Source organism: Limosilactobacillus sp. (assembly GCF_022482365.1).
GTDB lineage: Bacteria > Bacillota > Bacilli > Lactobacillales > Lactobacillaceae > Limosilactobacillus.
Window position 1 is genome coordinate 275,022 of sequence record NZ_JAKVPE010000001.1, and the last position, 21,958, is coordinate 296,979.

Here is a 21,958-nt window from a genome sequence, read left to right on the forward strand (position 1 = left end):
CGAGTCCTTTTGGTTGTAATCCGTGCAACTTGTGGTATCATATAAATTAAGTGAATTATGGTTAAATGATTGATTGGAGGGTCGCATTCCGTTGGGTTGCGGCCTTTCGTTACTGTTCGCGAACTAATCAAGTGGGGTGATTCAATGGCCAGAATACCACGTGAGATGATTGATCAAATACGTAATTCCGTTGATATTAGTGACGTGATCGGCCAGTACGTTCAGTTGCGCCGGGCGGGCAAGAACCTGACCGGCCTCTGCCCCTTTCACGAGGAGCAGACCCCGTCGTTTTCGGTCAGCGTGGAGAAGCAGTTTTACCACTGCTTTGGTTGCGGCCGCAGCGGGAATGTCTTCCAGTTCCTAATGGATTACAAGCACATTGGTTTTGTCGAAGCCGTCCAAGAGGTAGCCAAGCTCGGTAATGTCCAGCTGCCAAGTCAGTATGCTGAGCTGGAGTCGCACCAAGAAGCCAGCGCACCGGCAAATAGTGAGGCCGGAAAGCTCTTGGACCTCCACGAGAAGGCCATGCAGCTCTACCATCACATTTTGCTCAACACGCCCGCTGGGGAACCGGCTCGCAACTACTTGCAAAAGCGGGGGATGAGTGCGGAGCTGATTGAACGCTTCGGGATCGGCTTTGCACCGGCCCAGCGGATCCTGACGCCCTTTTGCCAGCAACAAAAACTGGACTACCAGCTGATGCGCAAGTCGGGCCTGTTCACTGAGAATCACGAGGGCCAGCTGCAGGATCGCTTCGTGGAGCGAGTGATGTTTCCGATCCGCAATCGCCAGGGCAAGGTGATCGCCTTTTCCGGCCGACTCTTAAACACTCAGCAGACCGACCTGCCAAAGTACCTCAATAGCCCGGAGACGCCGATCTTTAACAAACGCCGGACCCTGTTCAACCTGGACCTCGCCAAGAAGGCGGCCCGCCAGGATGGTCGACTCTACCTTTTTGAGGGATTCATGGACGTGATTTCGGCCTTTGGCGCTGGCGTTGAGAACGGCATTGCCTCGATGGGAACCAGCTTTACCGAGGAGCAGGTTCAGATTATCAACCGGACGACGGGTCAGCTCGACATCTGCTACGACGGGGATTCCGCCGGGCAAAACGCCATCGATCGGGCAATCAGCCTGGTCAACGACCACCAGGATGGCCGCCTGCAGGTGCGGGTTGTCCAGCTGCCGGCCGGAATTGATCCGGATGAATTCGTCCAGCAGCGGGGTGCTGAACGCTTCCGGGCCTACGTTAAGGAACAGGAGGAGACCACCACTGACTTCTACCTGCGATTCCTGCGCAACGGCAAGAATCTGAATAACCAGCAGGAGTTGTTCCGCTACCTGGAGGGGGCTCTCAAGGAAATTGCCCATCTCAAGACGCCCCTGGAACAGGATATGTACCTGGGCCGGCTGGCGGATGAGTTTAAGCTCGACAAGGCGGCCCTGTTAAGTCAGTTGCACCAGCTGCAGGGGACTATGCGGCAGCGACCGGCAGCTCCGGCCGAGGCCTATCGGCAGCAGGCAGCGGTCAGCTACGCGCCACCGGTTCAGGAAAAGACGGCAACGGTTGACCGGACGGAATTAGCGGAGCAGATCCTATTGCGCTACATGCTCCACGACTCCAATGTCTGGAGCCATGTTCGGGCACGCGATGGTTTTCACTTTGTTCACGAAAAGTACGAGTCGCTCTACATGGTGGCGACGAGCTACTTTTCCGAATATGGCGATTACAATCCGGCCCGCTTTCTGGACTACCTCGCCGATTATCCGGAATTGCGGACGGCGCTGAGCCAGCTTGAGCAGCTAAACGTCAACCCAGCCCCCGAGATGCAACTGATCGATGATTGCCTGCAGATCATTACCGAGCAGACGCCGCTCCGGGAGCAGATCAAGAAAGTAAAGTCCCAGTTAAAGGAAGCCAGCACGCTAAACAATACTGAACTAACGACCCAGCTCACGATTGAGCTCGTTAAGTTATTAAAGAAGCAACAACAGTACAAAGCGGAGGAGACTAAATAAGTATGGCAAAGAGTAAGAAGAAAGACCTTGTGATTTCCAATAGCGAAAACTTCAACCAACAAGAATACGATACCGCTGTCGGGAAGCTGATTCGTCAATACAAGAAGCAAAAAGAGGTTAAGTATGACGAATTAAACGACCAGATTGCCCAACCATTCGAACTGAACGCAGCCGGAATCGACAACCTCCTGCAAAACGTTGAAGACGCCGGAATCAGCGTGGTCGACAACCACGGTGATCCGGATCCACGGGCGCTGAAAGCCACCGAAAAGCTGTCCCAAAAGGCCATGAAGGACACCTCTGCCCCAACCGGGGTTAAGATCAATGACCCGGTTCGGATGTACCTGAAGGAAATTGGCCGGGTTAACCTGCTGACGGCGGACGAAGAAGTGCAATTGGCCCTGCGGATTGAACAGGGGGACGAGGAAGCCAAGCAGGAACTGGCCGAGGCCAACTTGCGGCTGGTTGTTTCCATCGCCAAGCGCTACGTCGGCCGGGGGATGCAGTTCCTGGACCTGATCCAAGAAGGGAACATGGGACTGATGAAGGCCGTCGAGAAGTTCGATTACCGGCGGGGCTTCAAGTTCTCCACCTACGCTACCTGGTGGATTCGGCAGGCCATCACCCGGGCGATTGCTGATCAGGCCCGGACGATCCGGATTCCGGTCCACATGGTTGAGACGATCAACAAGCTGATCCGGATCCAGCGGCAATTGCTCCAGGACCTGGGACGGGAACCGCTACCGGAAGAAATCGGTGCCGAGATGGATATGCCAACCGAAAAGGTCCGCAATATCTTGAAGATCGCCCAGGAACCAGTTTCACTGGAAACCCCAATCGGTGAAGAGGACGACTCCCATCTTGGGGACTTCATCGAGGATCAGGACGCCACCAGTCCGGCTGACCACGCGGCCTACGAGATGATGAAGAAGCAGCTCGAAAACGTGCTGGACACCCTGACCGATCGGGAAGAAAATGTTCTGCGGCTGCGGTTCGGCCTGGATGACGGGCGGACCCGGACCCTGGAAGAAGTCGGCAAGGTCTTCGGGGTAACCCGGGAACGGATCCGGCAGATCGAAGCCAAGGCCCTGCGGAAGCTGCGCCACCCATCACGGTCCAAGCAGCTCAAGGACTTCTTGGAATAAATTGAAATTAGCTTTACTAAAGTCGCTCTGGCGCGTCAACGCCAGGGCGACTTTTCTTTTTGAATTAAGATTAAAGCACAATTAAACTAAAATTAAAAGTTGCTTGACCATCCTTAAGATTAATAATAGAATTAAAGTAATTTCATGAATAGAGAGGGAATGAAGTTATGCCTGAATTAGCAACTGATTTACAAGCAACAATTAATCACAAGCTGAGTGCTCTGAACCCATCCGGAATCCGGGCCTTCGATAATGAGGTTTCCAAGATTCCTGGAATCATTAAGCTGACCCTGGGTGAACCGGATATGAACGTGCCGGAACACGTCAAGCAAGCAGCCATCAAGAGCATCCAAGATAACGATTCACACTATGCGCCTCAGGCCGGGAAGCCCGAACTCCTGAAGGCAATCAGTGGCTACATCAAGGATACCCGTGGAGTTGAATACGATCCGGACAGCGAAATCGTAGCAACGGTTGGTGCAACCGAGGCCCTGGTCGCAGCGCTCTTCTCCCTGCTGAACACGGGTGACAAGGTGATCATCCCGACGCCGGTCTTCTCCCTGTACTTCCCACTGGTTGCCATGACCGGTGCCACGGGGATCCAGGTTGATACTTCCGCCGATGGTTTCGTCCTGACGCCGGAACACCTGGAAGAAGTCCTGGAACAAAACAAGGGGGTCAAGGCGGTTCTCTTGAACTACCCAACCAACCCAACCGGCCGTGAATATCCAGAGGAAACCATCAAGGGCCTGGCCAAGGTCATTGCAAAGCACCACCTTTACGTCATTACCGACGAGATTTACAGTGACCTGGTTTACGGCGTTAAGCACTACTCCATTGCTTCGCTGATCCCAGAACGGACCCTGTTCATCTCTGGCCTGTCCAAGTCCCATGCTATGACCGGTTACCGGCTCGGCTACATTGCTGGCCCGGCAGCGATCATGTCCAGCATTCGGAAGATGCACGCCTACCTGGTAACGACCGTCACGGATAACGTTCAGGCAGCCGCGACCGAGGCGCTGAACAACGGTCGTCAGGATCCGGTTGAATTCCGCAAGATTTACCAGCACCGGCGTGACCTGATCGTCGACGGCCTGAAGAAGATCGGCTTCGAACTGTCGACGCCGGAAGGGGCCTTCTACGTCTTTGCGAAGATTCCAGCCCAGTTCGGTGACGACGACGTCAAGTTCGCCAAGGCACTGGCCAAGGACGCCAAGGTCGGCGTGACCCCAGGGAGTGCCTTTGGTGCCGGTGGTGCCGGCTACGTTCGGCTTTCCTACGCTTCATCTGACGAAGACCTCAAGGAATGCCTGAAGCGGATCGGCGAATTTGTGAAGAACCTCGACTAATAATTTACTAAAGAAGTGCTCCTGGCTGCGCGGCCGGGGGCACTTTTTTGGTATACTTAAGTTAATTAAGCAATGAAGAGGGATGTTAATTTGGACGAGAAACACTTATCGCGACGCCTTGCCACGGTGGCGAGCTTCGTTCCGGAGGGCGCGCGAATGGCGGACATCGGCTCCGACCATGCCTACCTGCCGGCGGCTCTGGCCCTGGAGAAGAAGATCAGCTATGCCGTGGCCGGCGAGGTGGTCCGGGGGCCATACGAAAACGCGGTCCACGAGATCAAGAGTCACGGCCTGGACGCTGTGATCAAGCCCCGGCTGGCGGACGGCCTGGCGGCAATTACGCCCGCCGATAAAATTGACACGGTAGTTGTGGCCGGAATGGGGGGCACCCTGATTGCCAAGATCTTGGATGAGGGCGTGGCCAAGCTTGCCGGTGTGACCCGCCTCATCCTCCAGCCTAACGTTGGCGAGTACCGGCTGCGGCGCTGGCTGATGGATCATCGTTACCAGATCATGGCCGAGCGGATTGTTGCAGAGGACGACCATATCTACGAAATTATCGTGGCCGAGCCGTCCGTCGTGCCCTTCCGGTACAGTGATTACGAGTTGACCTTTGGCCCGCTCCTCCTGGAAAAGAAGGGGCCGGTCTTTGTGGCCAAGTGGCGGGAATATTGTCAACGCCAGGCCACGGTGCTGCACCAGATGGCGGGGGCCAAGAAGGTGCCCGTTGCACGAATCAACGAACTGAAAGATGAATTGGCAATGGTAAAGGAGGCCCTGGATGATGACCACGGGGAATGAACTGATTGAACGTTTTGAAAAGTTTGCTAGCCCGGCCCTAGCCGAAAGCTGGGACCACGTTGGCCTCCAGGTCGGCAATCCGGACCGGCCGATCAAGCGCCTGATGACGACTTTGGACGTGCGCCCGGAGATCGTGCAGGAGGCGATTGATAACCAGGTGGACTTCATCTTTGCCCACCACCCGATCATGTTTCACCCGGCCCGTGACCTGGACACCCGCAACCCGCAGAACGCGATGTACGCTCAGCTGCTGGCCCACCAGATCACGGTTTACGCGGCCCACACCAACCTTGACACGGCTAACGGCGGGATGAACGATTGGCTGGCCAAGCAGTTGGGGTTGACTAATTGCCAGCCCCTGGTGCCAGCCGGCACGGACCCAGTTTCGGGTGAACCGGTTGGAATGGGTCGGATCGGTGACTTTGCTGGTTCGATGAATGCGGCCGCCTTTGCTCGTTACTGCATGCGGATCTTTAAAGTACCCGGGCTGCGCCTGATCACGAATCCCGCCGACTCAACGCGGCAGATTCACCGGGTGGCCGTTCTGGGCGGCGCCGGGCAGGACTTTTACGACCGGGCGGTGAATCTGGGTGCCGACGCCTACGTTACCGGTGACGTCAGCTACCACTTTGCCCACGACATGATCGCTAACCACCTGACCGTCGTGGATCCCGGCCACCACATCGAGGCGGTGAGTGAACACGGCTTGGCGGAATTAATCCGCGGCTGGCAGAAGGATTACGGTTGGGACTTCGATCTGATCGAGAATCGGATCAATACCGACCCGTTTACCTTCGTCACCGCGCAGAACTGATTTTATAGAGCTGAAGAGGAGGAAATTTGGAAATGGCAATAGAAAAATATGAGGGCTTACTGCCACGCTTTTTGAAGTACGTAAAAGTGGAGACGCGTTCCAACCCGGCGTCGACGACGATTCCGTCCGACCCCAAGGAAACGGCCTTCTTAAATGACCTGGCGGACGAACTGAAGCAGATCGGTCTGGAAAATGTCCACATTAACCAGCAGAGTTCCTATTTGATGGCGACGATTCCGTCCAACCTGGACTATGCAGTCCCGGTATTGGGCCTGATCGCTCACATTGACACGGCGGACTTCAACGCCCACAACGTCAACCCGCAGATCGTTGAGGACTACGACGGCCATTCAGACATTCAACTGGATCAGGATGGTCAATATAAACTGACTGTAGATGCCTTCCCGTCCCTTCAAAAGTACGCCGGCAATACCCTGATCACGACCGACGGTTCCACGCTGCTGGGTGCCGATGACAAGTCCGGGGTGGCCGAGATCGTAACGATGGCCGACTATTTGATGAAGCATCCCGAGGTCAAGCACGGCCAGATCCAGATTGGCCTGGGCCCCGACGAGGAAATTGGGACCGGTGCCGACCACTTTGACGTCCAGGACTTTGGCGCCGACTTTGCCTACACCGTCGACGGGGGTCCGCTGGGTGAGCTCGAATACGAGACCTTTAACGCCGCCCAGGCTGAAATCGAGATTGCGGGGAACGACGTCCATACCGGGGTGGCAAAGGGAACGATGGTCAACGCCATCCAGGTGGCCATCGACCTCCACGACAGTCTGCCAACCCACGACCGGGCAGAACGGACTGACGGTCGGCAGGGCTTCTACCACCTCTACAAGTTCAACGGGACCGTTGACCACGCCTCGATGGTTTACCTGATCCGGGACCACGACAAGCAGATCTTCGAAGAGCGCAAGCACCTGCTCGAACGGATCGTCGCCGGCTTGAACGATGAGCTCGGCAGCGACCGGGTCCAGATGAAGCTCTACGACCAGTACTACAACTTAAAGGATGCCTTGAAGGACCACATGGACGTGGTAGAGATCGCCAAGCACGCCATGGAAAACCTGGGGATCAAGCCGGACATCTACCCGGTCCGGGGTGGCACGGATGGCTCAACCATTTCCTACATGGGCCTGCCGACGCCAAACCTCTTCGCTGGTGGGGAGAACATGCACAGTCGCTTCGAGTATGTTTCCCTGCAGACGATGGAGAAGGCCCTCGACACCCTGCTGGAGATTAACCGGCTCAACGTTGAGGAAAACAAGTAAATAAAAAACGTGCACCGAAAGTTCGATGCACGTTTTTTATTTGTTTAAGTTGAATTGCTTACTTCTTTTCAGCCTTGTCCTTTGCTGGGTCAGCGCTGCCAGTGATTGCATTGATTGCGTTAACGGAGATCAGGCAGAAGACAACGGCGAGGATCCCAACCATAGTGTAGTCGGGCGTCATGCCTTCGAGCTGACTGGTGATGTAAGCTAACACTTCACCGAGAATCAAGGCCCAAAAAGCGGCCACGATGTTCCGTGATAAAAAGTTCATGTTAAGTCATCCCCTCTTTAACTACCTTATTTTAGCACAATTAATCCGCGATGGGGAAGGGGCAAAGTCAGATGAGTGTTTCAGGACAGCGGGGCAGCGAAATTTGGTATAATCGAATGGAAATGAAGGGAGGGCGCGATTGTGACGCCACTTGATGTGCAAACTTGTTTTAGTCTTTTGAAGAGTCCCACGCGGATCACGGACCTGGTTGCCGCGGCCAAGCAACGGGGCTACCGGTCCCTGGCGCTGACCGATGAAAACGTGCTTTACGGGGCCGTTGATTTTTATAACGCCGCCCGCAAGGCCAAACTCAAGCCGCTCTTGGGTATGAAGATGCATTTGGCCCTCAATGCGGCCGACGGCAACACCCTGACTTTGAACCTGATTGCCAAGAACCAGCGGGGCTACCAGCACCTGATGGACCTGTCGACCCGCCATCAAACCACCGCCGTCAAGGAACTGCCGCTGACGGTGGATGCGGTTGCCGACTTGCTCGGTGGCCTCTTCGTGATTGCCCTGCCCGAAACCAGCCTGCTCTCCGTGATTGCCCAAAACGATCCGGTGATTGCGACCCTGCAAGGTGCCGTTGATCCATCCAGCCTGCTGGTGGGGATCAACCCGGAGCTTGATGCCGTGACCCGGCAGACCCTGACCTCCTTTAGCCAGCAGAACGGTCTGCCCCTGGTTGCCAGTCGGCCGGTCGAGTACCTTGATCCCGGTGACCACTTTGCCGGCAGCGTTCTCCAGGCAATCGGGGCTGGGACCAGTCTGGACAACGTGACGACCCTTGCGCATACCGAGGGGCGCCACTACCTGCGGACGGCCCAACAGGCCCAACAGGAATACCAGGCAGCGGGGCTGGCGGACGCCGTGGCCCAGGCCGACCGGGTGGCCGCCGAATGCCAGGTGGAACTGACCTTCAAGTCACCGGTGCTGCCGCACTTTGCGACCCCCGCCCGGACGGATTCGGCCGCTTACCTGCGCCAGCTTTGTGAGGCGGGGCTTGCCAAGCGGCCGCTGGCGGCGGGCTTTACGGCCGCGGACTACCACAAGCGCCTCGACCACGAGCTGACCGTGATTCACCAGATGGGCTTCGACGATTATTTCCTGATCGTCTGGGACGTCATGAACTTTGCTCACCGCTCCCACATCGCCACCGATCCGGGCCGGGGATCGGCGGCCGGGTCGCTGGTTGCCTACGCCCTGGCAATCACCGAGGTGGATCCGCTGGAGTACCACCTGCTCTTTGAACGGTTCTTAAACCCGGAACGGGCCCAGATGCCCGACATCGACCTGGATATTCCCGACAACCGCCGGGATGAGGTCCTCGAATACGTCCACCAGAAATATGGCCACCAGCACGTCGCCCAGATCATCACCTTTGGGACCTTGGGAGCCAAGCAGGTGCTGCGGGACGTCAGCCGGGTCTTTAACTGGCCTAAGTACGACGTCAACACGCTGATGGGAACCCTGCCCAACAGCCATAACCTGACCCTGGCCAGCGCCCTCAAGGATTCCCAGCGTCTTCGCAACTTCTTGGACGACCATCAGCAGGCCCAACTGCTGATGACGGTGGCCCGGCGGCTGGAAGGCCTGCCGCGTCACTACTCGACCCACGCGGCCGGGGTTGTTCTGTCCGAACAGCCGCTGCACGAGATTGTGCCCCTCCAGGACGGTGGGGAAGGGCTCTTGATGACCCAATTTACCAAGGGAACCGTCGAGGCGCTCGGGTTGCTGAAAATGGACTTCCTGGGGCTGAAGAACCTGTCGATTTTGGCCCATACCCTCGAACTGGTCCATCAAGAGCACCCGGACTTTGATCTTCGCCAGATTTCCTATGAGGACCCGACCACCCTCCAGCTTTTCCAGCGGGGGATGACGGACGGCGTCTTTCAGTTTGAATCGAGCGGGATCCGCAACGTCCTCGTCAGTCTTCACCCGGATCGCTTTGAGGACATCATTGCCGTCAACGCCCTCTACCGGCCGGGCCCGCTGGAAAACATCAGCCACTTCATCGCCCGCAAGCACGGGCAGGAGCAGTACCAGATCCCGGATGCCGCCCTGCAGGGGATCCTTGGGCCGACCTATGGCGTCTTGGTTTACCAGGAACAGGTCATGCAGGTGGCCGTTGCCATGGCGGGCTTCACCTTGGGCGAGGCCGACCTGTTGCGGCGGGCAATGAGCAAGAAGATCGGGACCGTGATGGAGAATATGCGGGCCAAGTTCATGCAGGGAGCCGTCGCCAACGGCTTTACCGAAGAGCGAGCCGCCCAGGTCTTCAACTATATCGACCAGTTTGCCAATTACGGTTTCAACCGGTCCCACGCGGTCGCCTATTCGATGCTGGCCTTTCAGCTCGCTTACCTGAAGTGCCACTACCCGACTGCCTTTTATACCGCCCTGATGAGTGCCGAAAGCAACCTGACCAAGCTGCGCCAGCACGTTGAAAATGCACGCAAGCTCGGGGTCAAGATCAACGGGCCGCGGATCAACATCAGCGGTGCCGACTTTACATTGGACCAGGGGCAAATTTATTTTGGCCTCGCCGACATCAAAGGGGTGCGGCGCGACTTTATTGGCGAGTTGAAGGAAGAACAAGCGGCTCACGGCCCCTTTAAGGACTTCCGCGACTTCATCAACCGCTTGCCGCAGCGTTGGCGCAAGACAGAATTGGTTGAGCCGCTGATTTATTCGGGGGCCTTAGACCAGCTGGGCTACAACCGGGCGGAGATGATCAACGCCTTGCCGGACCTGCTCTCCGGGATCGACCAGTTGCTGAGCAGCTTCCAGGATGACCCCAGCCTGCAGTCATCGATTGAGCGGTGCCAAGAGTACCCGCTGACCACCCGGCTGCTCAAGGAAAACGAGTACCTGGGCGTCTACCTCTCCGGCCACCCGGTCAGTCAATTCCAGCGCCTGGGCCAGCGGATCGGTGCCCGGACGGTCAGTCAGCTCCAACCGGGGCAAAATGTCAACCTCCTGCTCTTTATCAACCACGTCAAGACCGTCCATACCAAACGGGACCACCGGCCAATGGCCTTCTTATCCGGCTCGGATCAGACCGGGACTTTGGACGTGACCGTCTTTCCCAAGCAGTACCAGCGCTTTGCCAACCTTTTAGAAGATAACCAGGTGCTGGCGATCGCCGGCCGGGTTGAAGTTCGGGAGGGGCGGGGGACCCAGTTGATTGCTTCGCGGCTCCAGTCCGCCGCCAAGCTCCAGCAGGAACTCCTGCCAAACCAGCGCTGGGTGATCCGCGTCTATCCAGAGAAAGCCACCCGGGAGACGATGACCCAGCTAAATGATTTGATGGCCGCCCACCACGGGAACACCCCGGTTCTCCTTTATTATCCCCAGACCAAGGCCCGCCACCTCCAGCACCGCCGCAAGTGGCTGGACAATCAGGCGGCGACTAAGGCGACACTGGAGGAGCTCTTCGGGGCGGAAAATGTCGTCCTGCAGCAGCTGAAAAATTAGAGGATTCTAAGAAAAAATCATAAATTTAATTTGGCAGCGTTTTCTTGAGAATTTATGAACAAAAATGGGCGACACCCATTTTGAAAAGTGCTATTATACAAGTGTGCAAATGAGGGATGCAATTGGCAGACCGCAGTTGATGCATAAATGTAAAGGAGAGATTCATTTATGAAGAAAACCAAGATTGTAAGTACTCTTGGTCCTGCAAGTACTGATGTTGACACGATCGTTAAGTTGATCCAAGCAGGAGCAAATATTTTCCGTTTCAACTTCTCACACGGTGACCACCCAGAACACCTGGGCCGGATGCAAAACGTTAAGAAGGCCGAAGAAATCACCGGCAAGCACGTTGGTCTCATGCTTGATACCAAGGGTGCCGAAATTCGGACGACTGTTGAAAAGGAAGGTAAGATCGAATTCAACATTGGCGACAAGGTTCGCATTTCCATGGATGCTTCATTAGAAGGTACCCATGACAAGATCGCTGTTACCTACCCAGGCCTGTACGACGACACTCATGTTGGTGGCCACGTTCTGTTTGACGATGGTCTGATCGACATGCTGATCGACGAAAAGGATGAAGAACACCGTGAACTGGTTTGCCACGTGCTGAACCACGGTATTCTTGGTTCCCGGAAGGGTGTTAACGCTCCTGGCGTTTCCATCAACCTGCCTGGGATCACTGAAAAGGACAGCTCCGACATTCGCTTCGGTCTGGACAACAAGATCAACTACATCTCCGCTTCCTTCGTTCGGAAGGCCCAGGATGTTCTTGACATTCGTGAACTGCTCAAGGAAAAGAACATGGAAGACGTTCAGATCTTCCCAAAGATCGAATCTCAAGAAGGGATCGACAACTTTGAAGAAATCATCGACGTTGCCGATGGTCTGATGGTTCCTCGTGGTGACATGGGTGTTGAAATTCCTGCTGAAAATGTGCCAATCGTTCAGAAGCACATGATCAAGCGGTGCAACGAACTTGGTAAGCCAGTTATCACTGCTACCCAGATGCTGGACTCCATGCAAGAAAACCCACGGCCAACCCGTGCCGAAGTTTCTGACGTTGCCAACGCCGTCTTTGATGGTACTGACGCAACCATGCTGTCTGGTGAAAGTGCCAACGGTGACTACCCAGTAGAATCCGTTGCCATGATGAACGCCATCGACATCAAGGCTGAAAAGCACCTTTGGGAATTCGGTACTGAAACCTTTGATTGGGACAAGTCCGACGTTACCGAAACGATCGGTTCTGCCGTTGCCAACGCTGCTAAGGACTTAGACATCCACACCATTGTTGCCTACACTGCTTCAGGCTACACTGCTAAGATGATCTCTAAGTACCGTCCAAACGCCGACATCGTTGCCCTGACTCCAAACGAGCGGGTAGAACGAGGCCTGATGATCAACTGGGGTGTTCAACCTTACGTTGTTAACGAAGCTACCGACACTGATAAGATGTTCGACCTGGCTGCTGAAAAGGCAGTTGAGCTGGGCTTTGCTAAGAAGGGTGACAAGATCATCGTTCTGGCCGGTGTTCCAGTTGGTGTACCAGGAACGACCAACCTGATGCGGGTTATGACGATTGCTTAATCGTTAATCCAACTAAATCGAAAAGAGTGCGACAGTTGCCGCGCTCTTTTTTTGTGGTGCACAGGGCGCTGGTCAAAGCCGGGTGAGCCGTGTAAAATGGTTCTAGAATATCACTAGTAAATAAATGGGGTCGAAAAATTATGAACTCTGCATTAGGAAAAGTTGTATCGGCGGTCATGGTGGATGAAAACGAGGACTACTACTTCGTTCAACCCGACCGCAACGGACAGACATACCGTCTGCCCAAAGACGAGAGCCCCCAGGTCCTCCACATTGGGGGGCAGGTCCGGGGCTTTGTCTACGAAAATGAGGACCACCAGCTGCAGATGACTTGCCAGCATATCCCGACAGTCCAGGTGGATCATTACGATTTCGGGACGGTGGTGGCTGTCCGGCGGGACCTCGGTGTCTTCGTCGACATCGGTCTTCCCAATAAGGACATCGTGGTTTCTTTAGATGATCTGCCGGAATTAAAGCACCTCTGGCCGCAACCCGGCGACCAATTAATGATTGCCCTCAAGGTTGACGATAAGGACCGAATCTGGGGTCAACTGGCCGACGACGCGATCTTCAATGCGATCGCCCTGGCACCGTCACCACGCCTGCAAAATCGCGACACGGAGGCAATTGTCTACCGCCTGAAGTTGAACGGGACCCATGTGCTGACGGCGGACTATCACCTTGGCTTTATCCATCCTAGCGAACGCGATCAGGAACCGCGCCTAGGTCAGCGGGTTCATGCCCGGGTGATTGGCATCTCGTCACACAATAGCTTGAATCTCTCCCTCAAGCCGCGGGCCTACCAGGCGATCGGCGAGGATGCCCAGATGTTGATGGCGATGCTTGAGCATGATCGCAACCACCGCCTGCCTTACACTGACAAGTCGTCACCGGCGGCAATCCGGACCGCCTTTGGCATCAGCAAGGGCCAATTTAAGCGGGCGGTTGGTCACCTGCTCAAGGCCGGCCTGGTCAAAGAAGAAGCCGGCCAGCTGATCCTCCTCAAACAGGACGCGCAATAATGCAGGATGAGATTGGGGCCCTGGTGGATTACTTGCGGGATTCGCGCGGCCTGGCGCAAAATACATTGGCTTCCTACCAGCGTGACCTGGGCAAGGCGGCCCGCTATTTTGAGGAGCAGGGGATCACAGAATGGACGGCCGTGGACCGGTACGCCGTCTTAAACCTATTGGCGAGTGAGCGCGACCAGGGGCGGTCGACGGCGACGATCAACCGTCTGATCTCAAGCTTGCGGCAGCTGTTTAAGTTCTTGATTCGTCAGGGCCGGTTGCAGATCAACCCGATGGAGACCATCGATCACCAGCCCGCTCACCCGAGCAGTACGCCGCCGGTTCTTCTGACCGAGGAGGAGGTTGAACAGCTTATGGCCGTGCCGGACACGACGACGGCACTTGGTATTCGCGACCGGGCCATCCTGGAGGTGCTGGACGCCACCGGGATGCGGGTCAACGAATTGGTCACCCTGCACATGGCGGCCCTCCACTTGGATGTCCGCTTCGTCCAGCTGCAGGGCAACGACCAGCATGAACGGATGGTGCCCTTGAGCCGGCCGGCCGTGTCCTGGCTGCGCCGCTACCTGGACGAGGCCCGGCCGCACTTGGCTTGCGAGCCAGCGTCCACGGTTGTCTTTTTGAATGCCCATGGTCGCCCTTTGACCCGGCAGGGCGTTTGGAAGAACTTCAAAAAATGGGTTCGCAATGCTGGAATTAGCAAGAACGTCACCCCGCAGACCTTTCGCTACTCGCTGGCCGTCCAGCTCCTGTCGCAGGGCGCCAGCGGCCAGGTGGTCCAGGAGATGCTGGGCTATACCGAACTGCGAATGCTGCGGCCCTACCTGAAGGTGACCCCGCAGCAGCTGGCGGCGACCTACGACAAGTACCACCCCCGTGCATAGGAAGGATGCAGCAATGTTAGTACGCTATCGAAAAGATTATCAAAAAATTGCTTTGGGACTGCTCTCACTGATTCCCGAGCTGCGGGACAACCACCGCTTCCGGGATGAATTAGACTGGGCCCTAGCGGAGGGGCGGGTTGTCTACCTCTGGAAGGATCAAGAGGACAACCACTTTATCGCCGTGGCAATTCTGGACGTTGGGGACGACTATGTTCTGGTGCGCCGGCTCTCCTTTACGCCGAGTGAACGCTCCGGGCACAATGTTTACGCACTCTTGACCGCCATTAAGGATGAGTATCCAGGCTGTCGCCTGATGGGGACCATGGCGACGCAACCGCTGATCACTGCTTGGGGGAAGGCCAATGAATAATGAAGAACCAGCACTGAAGCGAGCCGCCCAACCGACGCTGAAACTGGGCTCGTTTGAGGGACCACTGGATCTGCTCCTCCACCTGATCCGTGAAGCCAAGATGGATATTTACGATATTAAGATTGCGACGATCACCAGTCAGTACATGGACTACCTCCACCGGATGAAGGCTCACCGGTTAGAGATAGCGGGGGAGTACTTCGTGATGGCGGCAACCCTAATGCGGATCAAGAGTCAGCTGCTGCTTCCCCAAGCGCCAGCATTGGAAGAGGAGAGCGAAGAGCCGCCGGTCGACCCACGCCAGGAACTGGTCGACCAGCTCTTGGAATATCAGCGCTACCAGAAGGCGGCCGATCACCTGAAGGATAAGGAAGGAATCCGTCAGCAGGAATACACCCGTCCAGCCATGCGGGTGCCCGCGGGGCTGGTGACCAATAAGGTTGCTCCCGGGGTCACCTTGGACCAGCTGCAGGCGGCCTTTAACCAGGTTCTGCGGCGCCACCGCTATAACCGCCCGGTCGTTGAAACCGTCGCGGCCGAAAAAGTCAGTGTGGCAGAAGAAATGACGGCCGTCATGAAGAAGGTCCGGACCGCCCCGACCAGGTTTGTTGACCTCCTGGATAGTGCCCCGACCAAGGACCGGCTGGTCACGACCTTCTTGGCGATCCTGGAATTGGCCAAGCATCAGGCAATTCACATTGACCAGGCGGGCCTGTTTGCCCCAATTATTTTAACGGAGGGAATCAAGAGTGAAGAGTACCGAACCAACGAACATCGCCCAGATTGAGGGCCTGCTGTTTATCAGTGGGGATGAAGGCATCACTACCGGGGACCTAGCACGGATCACCGGATTTATGAAGCCGGCGGTCACCACTATGCTGGAGCGGCTGGCAAAACGCTACGCGGCGGATTCGGATAGCGCCCTCGTCCTCCTGCACAGCGGCCAAACCTACCGTCTGGCCACCAAGCAGGAGTTAGCGCCAGTGATCAAGCACTACTTTGAGATTCCGCTGGCAACCCCGCTGACCCGGGCACTGCTGGAGGTGCTGGCCATCATCGCCTACCGCCAGCCGATTACCCGCCTGGAGATTGACGACATCCGAGGAGTTCAGAGCTCGGGCTCACTTCAAAAGCTGATGGCGCGGGGCCTGGTGGACACCCATGGCCGTCTGGATGCCCCGGGCCGGCCGTTTCGTTACGTCACTACCGAGGCCTTTCTGGACTACTTTGGCCTGACCAGTCTCGAGGATCTGCCACCACTGCCGGCTGAGGCGGATTTGGACACGGCGGATTTGAACGGTGACCTGTTCTTAAATGCATTTCAATCACGGAAGAGGGATAACAACTGATGGAAAGATTACAAAAGGTAATGGCTGAGGCCGGAGTTGCCTCCCGGCGCGCTTCGGAAAAGCTGATTCAAACCGGCCACGTTCAGGTCAACGGCCAGACGGTCACGACCCTGGGAACCAAGGTTGGCCGCCACGACGACGTTCAGGTCGATGGTGTCCCGATTCACCGGGAACAGCACGTCTACTACCTGCTCAATAAGCCGCGGGGAGTCATTTCCAGCGCCCACGACGAGAAGGGGCGGAAGACGGTTGTCGACCTGCTCCACGAAGACGAGGAGGTCACCGAGCGAATCTATCCGGTTGGTCGGCTGGATTATGACACCACCGGGATCCTTTTGCTGACCAACGACGGGGACCTGGCCAACCGGCTGATGCACCCGAAGTTTGAGGTGGCCAAGACCTACGTTGCGAAGGTGAAGGGGATTGTCACCAACGATGACTTAAAGCGCCTGCGCCTGGGAGTGCGGATCGACGGGCGCAAGACCAAGCCGGCCAAGACTCGCCTGAAGGAAACTGATCGTCACAAGCAGACCAGCCTGGTGCAATTAACGATTCACGAGGGCCGTTATCACCAGGTGAAGCGGATGCTGGAGGCAGTGGGACACCCGGTGATCAAGCTGCACCGGGAGACCTATGGCTTCCTCAACCTCCAGGGCCTGCAATCCGGAGAATTCCGGGAGCTGCGCCCGGAAGAGGTCACCAAGCTGAAGCAGCAGACCCGGTAATGTTTGACAGGGCAAAGCGGCCTTAGTATACTGAAATTGTAAAATTTTTAGAAAAATTGTCTTCAAGGCGGGGTGAAATTCCCGACCGGCGGTACAAGCCCGCAACCCACCGTGGTGGTTGATCCAGTTGAATTCTGGAGCCGACAGTAAAGTCTGGTATATAGAAGATTTTCTACGTACATTAACCCTAATCGTTTAGGCGCTGCTGACATCGTGTTGGTAGCGCTTTATTAGTTGGGGCCAGTGAAGGCAATCTCAATGGAGGTTGTTAAACTATGACAGTATCACATTCAAGAATTCAGCGCCTGGTCGGGATCGCCTGCCTGAGCGCATTGGCTTTTATCCTGATGCTCTTTGAATTTCCGGTCATCCCGGTGGCCTCTTACCTCAAAATCGACTTTTCCGACGTCCCGGTCTTGCTGGGCGGCTATATGTATGGACCGCTGGGCGGGGTGCTGATTGCCCTTTTGAAATGCCTGATTCACGGAATGGTCAATGGCTTTTCGGTCGGCGAACTGATCGGGATTTTGAGTGACTTTATCTCCTCATTGGCTCTGCTTTTACCATTCTGCCTAATTTGGCAAAAGACTCAGTGGTCGACCAAAAAGCAGCTGACGGTCGGGGTCATTAGCGCTACCGTGGTCTTGACCGTCGTTATGTCGCTGCTCAATCTCTGGGTACTGACGCCACTGTACATGGCCGTCTGGAACTGGAAGTCGACGCTGCCGGTTTCCCAGCTGGTGGCAATCGGTGTTCTGCCGTTTAACATCATCAAGGGTCTGCTGGTGACGATTGTCTTTGCCATCATTGCGTCCCGGATGCGGGATTGGCTAGCGGCCCACCGCTTTGAATAGCTGAATTTAGCGATCATTTGTTCAAGAAATTGGGACAAATGATCTTTTTTTTCGTTAAAAATTACTTTGTTGCCGTCTATTATAAGTGAGAGAATAATAAACGAGGTTTTGGCAATGAATAATTATTTCTTACGTTTTTTTGCATACCAGCAGCCACGCCGAATTCGGGTGATTGAGAACCTGCTGACCAGTCGGCGGACCGTCGCCAATCTCTTCTGGGGGCAGCAATATCATCTTCTGCACTGGCTGGGCGCCGCGCGGGGGCTGACGCGCCATGACTATGATGAGGCCTTGGCCGCCCTGGCCCAAGCTGGCCTTCTCGAGTTAGATGAGCAGACCGCCGAACTGACTCCTGCCGGGGTGGCTGCCCGGGAAGCGCTGGAGTACCAGCCGACCTTTCTGGACTGGTACTGGCTGACCAATACCAACCAGCTCACCCAGCGCTTTACCTTGGGAATGCAGGTGGTGGCCGAACTGGCCTATCATAATTCGCGCTACGCCCCGGTCAACGTTTCCTACAAGCACCTGATGGCCGTCAAACGGTGGTTTCGCTACGAACACGCGCGCCAGGGCGATCTCGTTGCGGCGGTTTACCATGATCTGGAACGGCTTGGCGCCGGGTTGGCCAGTGTTGACCCACGACTGGCGGCGGCAATGACGCTGACGATGGTGGGGCACCAGCTGCCGGCCCTGACGGCCGATCAGTTGACGACGACACTCAAGCTTAATCCAGCGGATACCCCGGTCCTGGTTCACGACCTGCACCTGGGGATTGCGGCATACAGCAGCCACACGAATGGCCCTTTGCACGACCTCCTAGCGCCGCTGCTTGCTTCTGGGCCGCTTTCCCGGAGCGCGGAGAACACCCTGCGCTGCTACCAGGGCGGTCAATCCTTGGAGCTTATCGCCAAGCGCCGGCACCTGAAACTAAGCACGGTGCGCGAACACCTGCTCGAGGTGGCGATCCTGTGCCCGGACCAGCTCGATTGGGAGCAATTGTTGCCGTCAAAAAAAGAAGTGGCCTTGAGAAAGCAATATCCGGGCGCAGACGTTACTAACTGGCACTTTCAGGCTGATTCTGAAGACGACGGGGCGGCATTTTTTGAATATCGCTTGTTTCAAATCAAACGGGGGCGGGGAAATAATGATCAAGACTGACAAAATCTACCAGGTGCTGCACCAGCGCTTTGGCTACCAGGACTTTCGGGATGGTCAGCTGGAGACAATCAGTGCGCTTTTGTCCGGCCACGATACGCTCGCAATTCTGCCGACCGGGGCGGGAAAGTCCCTTCTTTACCAGCTGCCGGCCTATTTATTGCCGACGGGGGTGGTGATCGTCTCGCCCCTGATTTCCTTGATGCAGGACCAGGTTGACCGCCTACGTCAACAGGGGGAGCGGCGGGTAATCATGCTGACCGGTCAGCTCCAGGGACGTGACCGGCGAGCGGTGCTGGATTCGCTGGGCCAGTACCGCTTCATCTTCGCCTCCCCGGAAATGCTGACTAATTCCCAGGTACTCCAGGCCCTGCGTAGAGTGCGGCCAAGCCTGCTGGTGGTCGACGAGGCCCACTGTATCTCGCAATGGGGGCCCGACTTTCGCCCGGAGTACCTGCTACTAAAGCAGCTCCGCATCCAGTTGGGTGGGGTGGTAACCCTGATGCTGACGGCGACCGCTACACCCCGGGTGCGGCAGGATATCATCAAGAAGCTCGGCCTTGATTTTGACCACGTCCGTCAGGTGATTCGGTCGGTCAACCGGCCCAACATCTTCCTGGCGGTCGACCAGGTTGAAAGTGCCGACGCCAAGCAGGCGGAATTGGTGCGCCTGGTGAAGACCTTGCCCGGGCCGGGAATCATTTATTTTGCCAGCCGCAAATTGGCGACCCAGCAGGCAATTATCCTAGCGCAGGAGACCGGCCTGGCGGTGGCACCCTACCACGCCGGTATGCCGGCCCTGGAGCGCTTCAACATTCAACAGCAGTTTATGGCCAACCAGCTGCAACTGATTTGCGCCACCAGCGCCTTTGGCATGGGGGTCGACAAAAACGACCTGCGCTATATCATCCACTACCACCTGCCAGCCAATTTGGCTTCCTACATGCAGGAGATCGGCCGGGCCGGTCGGGATGGCCAGCAGAGCGTGGCCGTTCTTCTTTACGCGCCGGGGGATGAAGGACTGCAGAGTCAGTTGACGACGATTGATTTACCGAGCGAAGCGCTTCTGACCCAGGTTCAACAGGGAAAACTGCAACCGGCTGTTCTGGGAGAGCAGGCGGACCTGTTTGCCTTTTATTTGCACCAGGGCTACACGCCCCAGCAAATTAGGCGGGCCTTTCACCAGCGCCAACACCAGCTTACCTTTAATCTCCAAAAAATGCGGGATTACGTCGGCCTCAAGCGGTGCCGCCGCAACTACCTGCTAAATTATTTTGGTGAAGGGGAAATAAGGCAGGATCAGTGCTGCGACAATGACCAGCCGGACTGGGCGGCGCAACTAAAGTTTCCATCGTCGCCTGCGCCGGTGCAACCAGCAGCTGCGGACTGGCGGGCTCGCCTGGCGAAGCTGTTTAATGTCAAATCTCGGCTAGACAAAGGGTAAATTCGTGCGCTACAATCGTAAGGATAAGTTTTTAGAAAAGGAGGGTTGTGCTAAATGAGTGAACACCGTGAAGAATCCCGGCGTGAGCGTGATGAGCTCTGGGACAAGACCTTTGATGACAACGAGGACCTCGATAGTGAGGGGCACTTGTCACGGACGGAACACCGGCGCCAGCGCTCACATAACTCGACGATTACGACGGTCCTGATCGTCCTCATCATTATTTTGGCGGCGGCCCCGGTTATTTACTGGGTCAACAATCGCCAATCGTTCAACCATCCCGTTCGAACGGAGCAGCGGGCGGCATCGAAGTCGGTGAGTAGTAAAAAAAAACAACGTTCCCGGACCTCTGCTAAAAAACGGCAAGATGCCAGTTCAACTGTAACGAGTCGCTCCCAAAGCAGTTCAACCAGTGTTGCCAGCAGTCAAAGTCAGGCCACCGTCTCAAGCAGCAGCGCCACGCGGACATATTCATCCAGCATGAGCAGCAGCCGGACGACCGGTACGCGCTCCGGCTACGTAACCGTCCAGCGCGGTGAAAGCATCGACAAGGTCGCGGCCCGCAATGGCCTGACGCCGCAAGAACTAGCACGACTAAATAATATGACGGTCAGATCAACGATTCATCCTGGCCAGCAGTTACGAGTAAAGTAGGAGGAAAAATGACAAAGGGAATTCAAGTAGCCATCGACGGCCCCGCATCGGCCGGCAAAAGTACGGTGGCCAAGTTAGTTGCTAAACGTTTCAACTATGTTTATTGCGATACCGGAGCGATGTACCGGGTGGTGACCCTGGCGGCTTTTCGGGCCCGGTTGACGATGGATCAGACGGAAAAAATTGCCGAGCTGGCCAAGCGGATCAAGATCGGTTTTCAGCCGGGGGAACCGGAGCAGCGGGTTTTCTTAAACGATGATGAGGTGACCCAGGATATTCGGACGGCCCAGATCGACAACAACGTTTCCGCCGTTGCCGCTATTCCCGCGGTTCGCGCGGAAATGACCAACCAGCAGCGTCAGATCGCCGCGAATGGTGGGATTGTAATGGATGGCCGGGACATCGGCACGACGGTTTTGCCAAATGCTCCCGTTAAGATCTTCATGGTGGCCACGGCCCATGAACGGGCTCGCCGTCGCTACGTTGAAAACAAGGCCAAGGGGATTGCCACGGCTTCACTGGAAGACCTGCAAAAGGAAATTGAGTTGCGGGACCAAAAGGATTCGACCCGCAAGGTTTCGCCACTGACCCAGGCCCCCGATGCCATTCGGTTGGACACGACCAAGCTTTCAATCGATGAGGTTGTGGACGCCATCAGTGAAATAATTGAAAAAACTCAGGAACAATTGTAGTAAAGACTGGAAATGAGAAAAGTTTTTTAGTAGAATAGTTTCTAGAGTTGA

At 56.1% G+C, this 21,958-nt stretch carries 20 protein-coding genes and 1 riboswitch; of the genes, 19 read left to right on the forward strand and 1 reads right to left on the reverse strand.

The features are described from left to right. Positions 1-144: 144 nt before the first annotated feature. The 6 genes from dnaG (at position 145) to pepT (ending at position 7,411) form a co-directional block, all read left to right on the forward strand. Positions 145-2,019, forward strand: a complete 1,875-nt coding sequence (dnaG, locus tag LKE23_RS01320; RefSeq protein ID WP_291977691.1) for a DNA primase — start codon at positions 145-147, stop codon at positions 2,017-2,019. A 2-nt stretch (positions 2,020-2,021) separates the two neighbouring features. Further along, positions 2,022-3,164 carry an RNA polymerase sigma factor RpoD gene (gene rpoD / locus LKE23_RS01325; protein ID WP_291977692.1) on the forward strand — a complete coding sequence of 381 codons (1,143 nt, stop codon included), beginning with the start codon at positions 2,022-2,024 and terminating at the stop codon, positions 3,162-3,164. A 167-nt stretch (positions 3,165-3,331) separates the two neighbouring features. Further along, positions 3,332-4,513, forward strand: coding sequence for an aminotransferase class I/II-fold pyridoxal phosphate-dependent enzyme (locus LKE23_RS01330; RefSeq protein ID WP_291977693.1), 1,182 nt, complete (start codon positions 3,332-3,334; stop codon positions 4,511-4,513). A 90-nt stretch (positions 4,514-4,603) separates the two neighbouring features. Further along, on the forward strand, positions 4,604-5,314 hold the full coding sequence (locus tag LKE23_RS01335; RefSeq protein ID WP_291977694.1) for a tRNA (adenine(22)-N(1))-methyltransferase: 711 nt from the start codon (positions 4,604-4,606) through the stop codon (positions 5,312-5,314). Next, on the forward strand, positions 5,298-6,128 hold the full coding sequence (locus LKE23_RS01340; protein WP_291977696.1) for a Nif3-like dinuclear metal center hexameric protein: 831 nt from the start codon (positions 5,298-5,300) through the stop codon (positions 6,126-6,128). Before LKE23_RS01335 ends, LKE23_RS01340 begins: the two co-directional genes overlap by 17 nt. Positions 6,129-6,160: 32 nt before the next feature. After that, positions 6,161-7,411 (forward strand): peptidase T, encoded by a 1,251-nt coding sequence (gene pepT, locus LKE23_RS01345; RefSeq protein WP_291977698.1) that lies wholly within the window; start codon positions 6,161-6,163, stop codon positions 7,409-7,411. Positions 7,412-7,469: 58 nt separating this feature from the next. Here the strand turns inward: pepT and LKE23_RS01350 are convergent, their stop codons facing one another. Beyond that, positions 7,470-7,682 (reverse strand): YjzD family protein, encoded by a 213-nt coding sequence (locus tag LKE23_RS01350; protein WP_291977700.1) that lies wholly within the window; start codon positions 7,680-7,682, stop codon positions 7,470-7,472. A gap of 141 nt (positions 7,683-7,823) precedes the next feature. On the opposite strand from LKE23_RS01350, the gene dnaE reads away from it, so the two are divergent. The 13 genes from dnaE to cmk all read left to right on the forward strand — a co-directional run bounded on the left by dnaE (position 7,824) and on the right by cmk (position 21,907). Further along, positions 7,824-11,159, forward strand: coding sequence for a DNA polymerase III subunit alpha (dnaE, locus tag LKE23_RS01355; protein ID WP_291977702.1), 3,336 nt, complete (start codon positions 7,824-7,826; stop codon positions 11,157-11,159). A gap of 168 nt (positions 11,160-11,327) precedes the next feature. Next, positions 11,328-12,749, forward strand: a complete 1,422-nt coding sequence (pyk, locus tag LKE23_RS01360; RefSeq protein WP_291977704.1) for a pyruvate kinase — start codon at positions 11,328-11,330, stop codon at positions 12,747-12,749. A 140-nt stretch (positions 12,750-12,889) separates the two neighbouring features. Further along, a complete protein-coding gene (locus LKE23_RS01365) occupies positions 12,890-13,771 on the forward strand; it encodes a CvfB family protein (RefSeq protein WP_291977706.1) in 882 nt (293 codons plus the stop codon). Then, a complete protein-coding gene (locus tag LKE23_RS01370) occupies positions 13,771-14,664 on the forward strand; it encodes a tyrosine-type recombinase/integrase (RefSeq protein WP_291977708.1) in 894 nt (297 codons plus the stop codon). The genes LKE23_RS01365 and LKE23_RS01370 overlap by 1 nt, the downstream gene beginning before the upstream one ends. Positions 14,665-14,677: 13 nt before the next feature. Continuing rightward, positions 14,678-15,034 carry a reductase gene (locus LKE23_RS01375; protein WP_291977709.1) on the forward strand — a complete coding sequence of 119 codons (357 nt, stop codon included), beginning with the start codon at positions 14,678-14,680 and terminating at the stop codon, positions 15,032-15,034. Then, positions 15,027-15,821 carry a segregation and condensation protein A gene (locus LKE23_RS01380; protein ID WP_291977710.1) on the forward strand — a complete coding sequence of 265 codons (795 nt, stop codon included), beginning with the start codon at positions 15,027-15,029 and terminating at the stop codon, positions 15,819-15,821. The genes LKE23_RS01375 and LKE23_RS01380 overlap by 8 nt, the downstream gene beginning before the upstream one ends. Beyond that, positions 15,784-16,383, forward strand: coding sequence for an SMC-Scp complex subunit ScpB (scpB, locus tag LKE23_RS01385; protein WP_291977712.1), 600 nt, complete (start codon positions 15,784-15,786; stop codon positions 16,381-16,383). Before LKE23_RS01380 ends, scpB begins: the two co-directional genes overlap by 38 nt. After that, on the forward strand, positions 16,383-17,108 hold the full coding sequence (locus LKE23_RS01390) for a pseudouridine synthase (protein ID WP_291977714.1): 726 nt from the start codon (positions 16,383-16,385) through the stop codon (positions 17,106-17,108). The genes scpB and LKE23_RS01390 overlap by 1 nt, the downstream gene beginning before the upstream one ends. A 54-nt stretch (positions 17,109-17,162) precedes the next feature. Beyond that, positions 17,163-17,281, forward strand: a riboswitch (FMN riboswitch). Positions 17,282-17,383: 102 nt separating this feature from the next. Beyond that, the gene (locus LKE23_RS01395) at positions 17,384-17,962 is read left to right on the forward strand and encodes an ECF transporter S component (protein ID WP_291977716.1); all 579 of its coding nucleotides are present in this window, start codon (positions 17,384-17,386) and stop codon (positions 17,960-17,962) included. Between the two features lie 114 nt (positions 17,963-18,076). Further along, positions 18,077-19,120 carry a helix-turn-helix domain-containing protein gene (locus LKE23_RS01400; RefSeq protein WP_291977719.1) on the forward strand — a complete coding sequence of 348 codons (1,044 nt, stop codon included), beginning with the start codon at positions 18,077-18,079 and terminating at the stop codon, positions 19,118-19,120. Next, on the forward strand, positions 19,107-20,561 hold the full coding sequence (locus tag LKE23_RS01405) for a RecQ family ATP-dependent DNA helicase (protein WP_291977720.1): 1,455 nt from the start codon (positions 19,107-19,109) through the stop codon (positions 20,559-20,561). The genes LKE23_RS01400 and LKE23_RS01405 overlap by 14 nt, the downstream gene beginning before the upstream one ends. Before the next feature lie 54 nt (positions 20,562-20,615). Then, the gene (locus tag LKE23_RS01410) at positions 20,616-21,215 is read left to right on the forward strand and encodes a LysM peptidoglycan-binding domain-containing protein (RefSeq protein ID WP_291977722.1); all 600 of its coding nucleotides are present in this window, start codon (positions 20,616-20,618) and stop codon (positions 21,213-21,215) included. An 8-nt stretch (positions 21,216-21,223) separates the two neighbouring features. Beyond that, the gene (gene cmk / locus LKE23_RS01415) at positions 21,224-21,907 is read left to right on the forward strand and encodes a (d)CMP kinase (protein ID WP_291977725.1); all 684 of its coding nucleotides are present in this window, start codon (positions 21,224-21,226) and stop codon (positions 21,905-21,907) included. Positions 21,908-21,958 lie beyond the last annotated feature (51 nt).

What these genes read in the sequence shown, in the direction of transcription:
- LKE23_RS01370 (WP_291977708.1), top strand. Translation starts at nt 13,771, where the DNA reads ATGCAGGATGAGATTGGGGCCCTGGTGGATTACTTGCGGGATTCGCGC.
- LKE23_RS01375 (WP_291977709.1), top strand. Translation starts at nt 14,678, where the DNA reads ATGTTAGTACGCTATCGAAAAGATTATCAAAAAATTGCTTTGGGACTG.
- pyk (WP_291977704.1), top strand. Translation starts at nt 11,328, where the DNA reads ATGAAGAAAACCAAGATTGTAAGTACTCTTGGTCCTGCAAGTACTGAT.
- LKE23_RS01350 (WP_291977700.1), bottom strand. Translation starts at nt 7,682, where the DNA reads ATGAACTTTTTATCACGGAACATCGTGGCCGCTTTTTGGGCCTTGATT.
- LKE23_RS01410 (WP_291977722.1), top strand. Translation starts at nt 20,616, where the DNA reads ATGAGTGAACACCGTGAAGAATCCCGGCGTGAGCGTGATGAGCTCTGG.
- dnaG (WP_291977691.1), top strand. Translation starts at nt 145, where the DNA reads ATGGCCAGAATACCACGTGAGATGATTGATCAAATACGTAATTCCGTT.
- LKE23_RS01340 (WP_291977696.1), top strand. Translation starts at nt 5,298, where the DNA reads ATGACCACGGGGAATGAACTGATTGAACGTTTTGAAAAGTTTGCTAGC.
- LKE23_RS01365 (WP_291977706.1), top strand. Translation starts at nt 12,890, where the DNA reads ATGAACTCTGCATTAGGAAAAGTTGTATCGGCGGTCATGGTGGATGAA.
- LKE23_RS01405 (WP_291977720.1), top strand. Translation starts at nt 19,107, where the DNA reads ATGATCAAGACTGACAAAATCTACCAGGTGCTGCACCAGCGCTTTGGC.
- LKE23_RS01390 (WP_291977714.1), top strand. Translation starts at nt 16,383, where the DNA reads ATGGAAAGATTACAAAAGGTAATGGCTGAGGCCGGAGTTGCCTCCCGG.
- LKE23_RS01330 (WP_291977693.1), top strand. Translation starts at nt 3,332, where the DNA reads ATGCCTGAATTAGCAACTGATTTACAAGCAACAATTAATCACAAGCTG.
- LKE23_RS01400 (WP_291977719.1), top strand. Translation starts at nt 18,077, where the DNA reads ATGAATAATTATTTCTTACGTTTTTTTGCATACCAGCAGCCACGCCGA.
- rpoD (WP_291977692.1), top strand. Translation starts at nt 2,022, where the DNA reads ATGGCAAAGAGTAAGAAGAAAGACCTTGTGATTTCCAATAGCGAAAAC.
- cmk (WP_291977725.1), top strand. Translation starts at nt 21,224, where the DNA reads ATGACAAAGGGAATTCAAGTAGCCATCGACGGCCCCGCATCGGCCGGC.
- LKE23_RS01380 (WP_291977710.1), top strand. Translation starts at nt 15,027, where the DNA reads ATGAATAATGAAGAACCAGCACTGAAGCGAGCCGCCCAACCGACGCTG.
- LKE23_RS01395 (WP_291977716.1), top strand. Translation starts at nt 17,384, where the DNA reads ATGACAGTATCACATTCAAGAATTCAGCGCCTGGTCGGGATCGCCTGC.
- pepT (WP_291977698.1), top strand. Translation starts at nt 6,161, where the DNA reads ATGGCAATAGAAAAATATGAGGGCTTACTGCCACGCTTTTTGAAGTAC.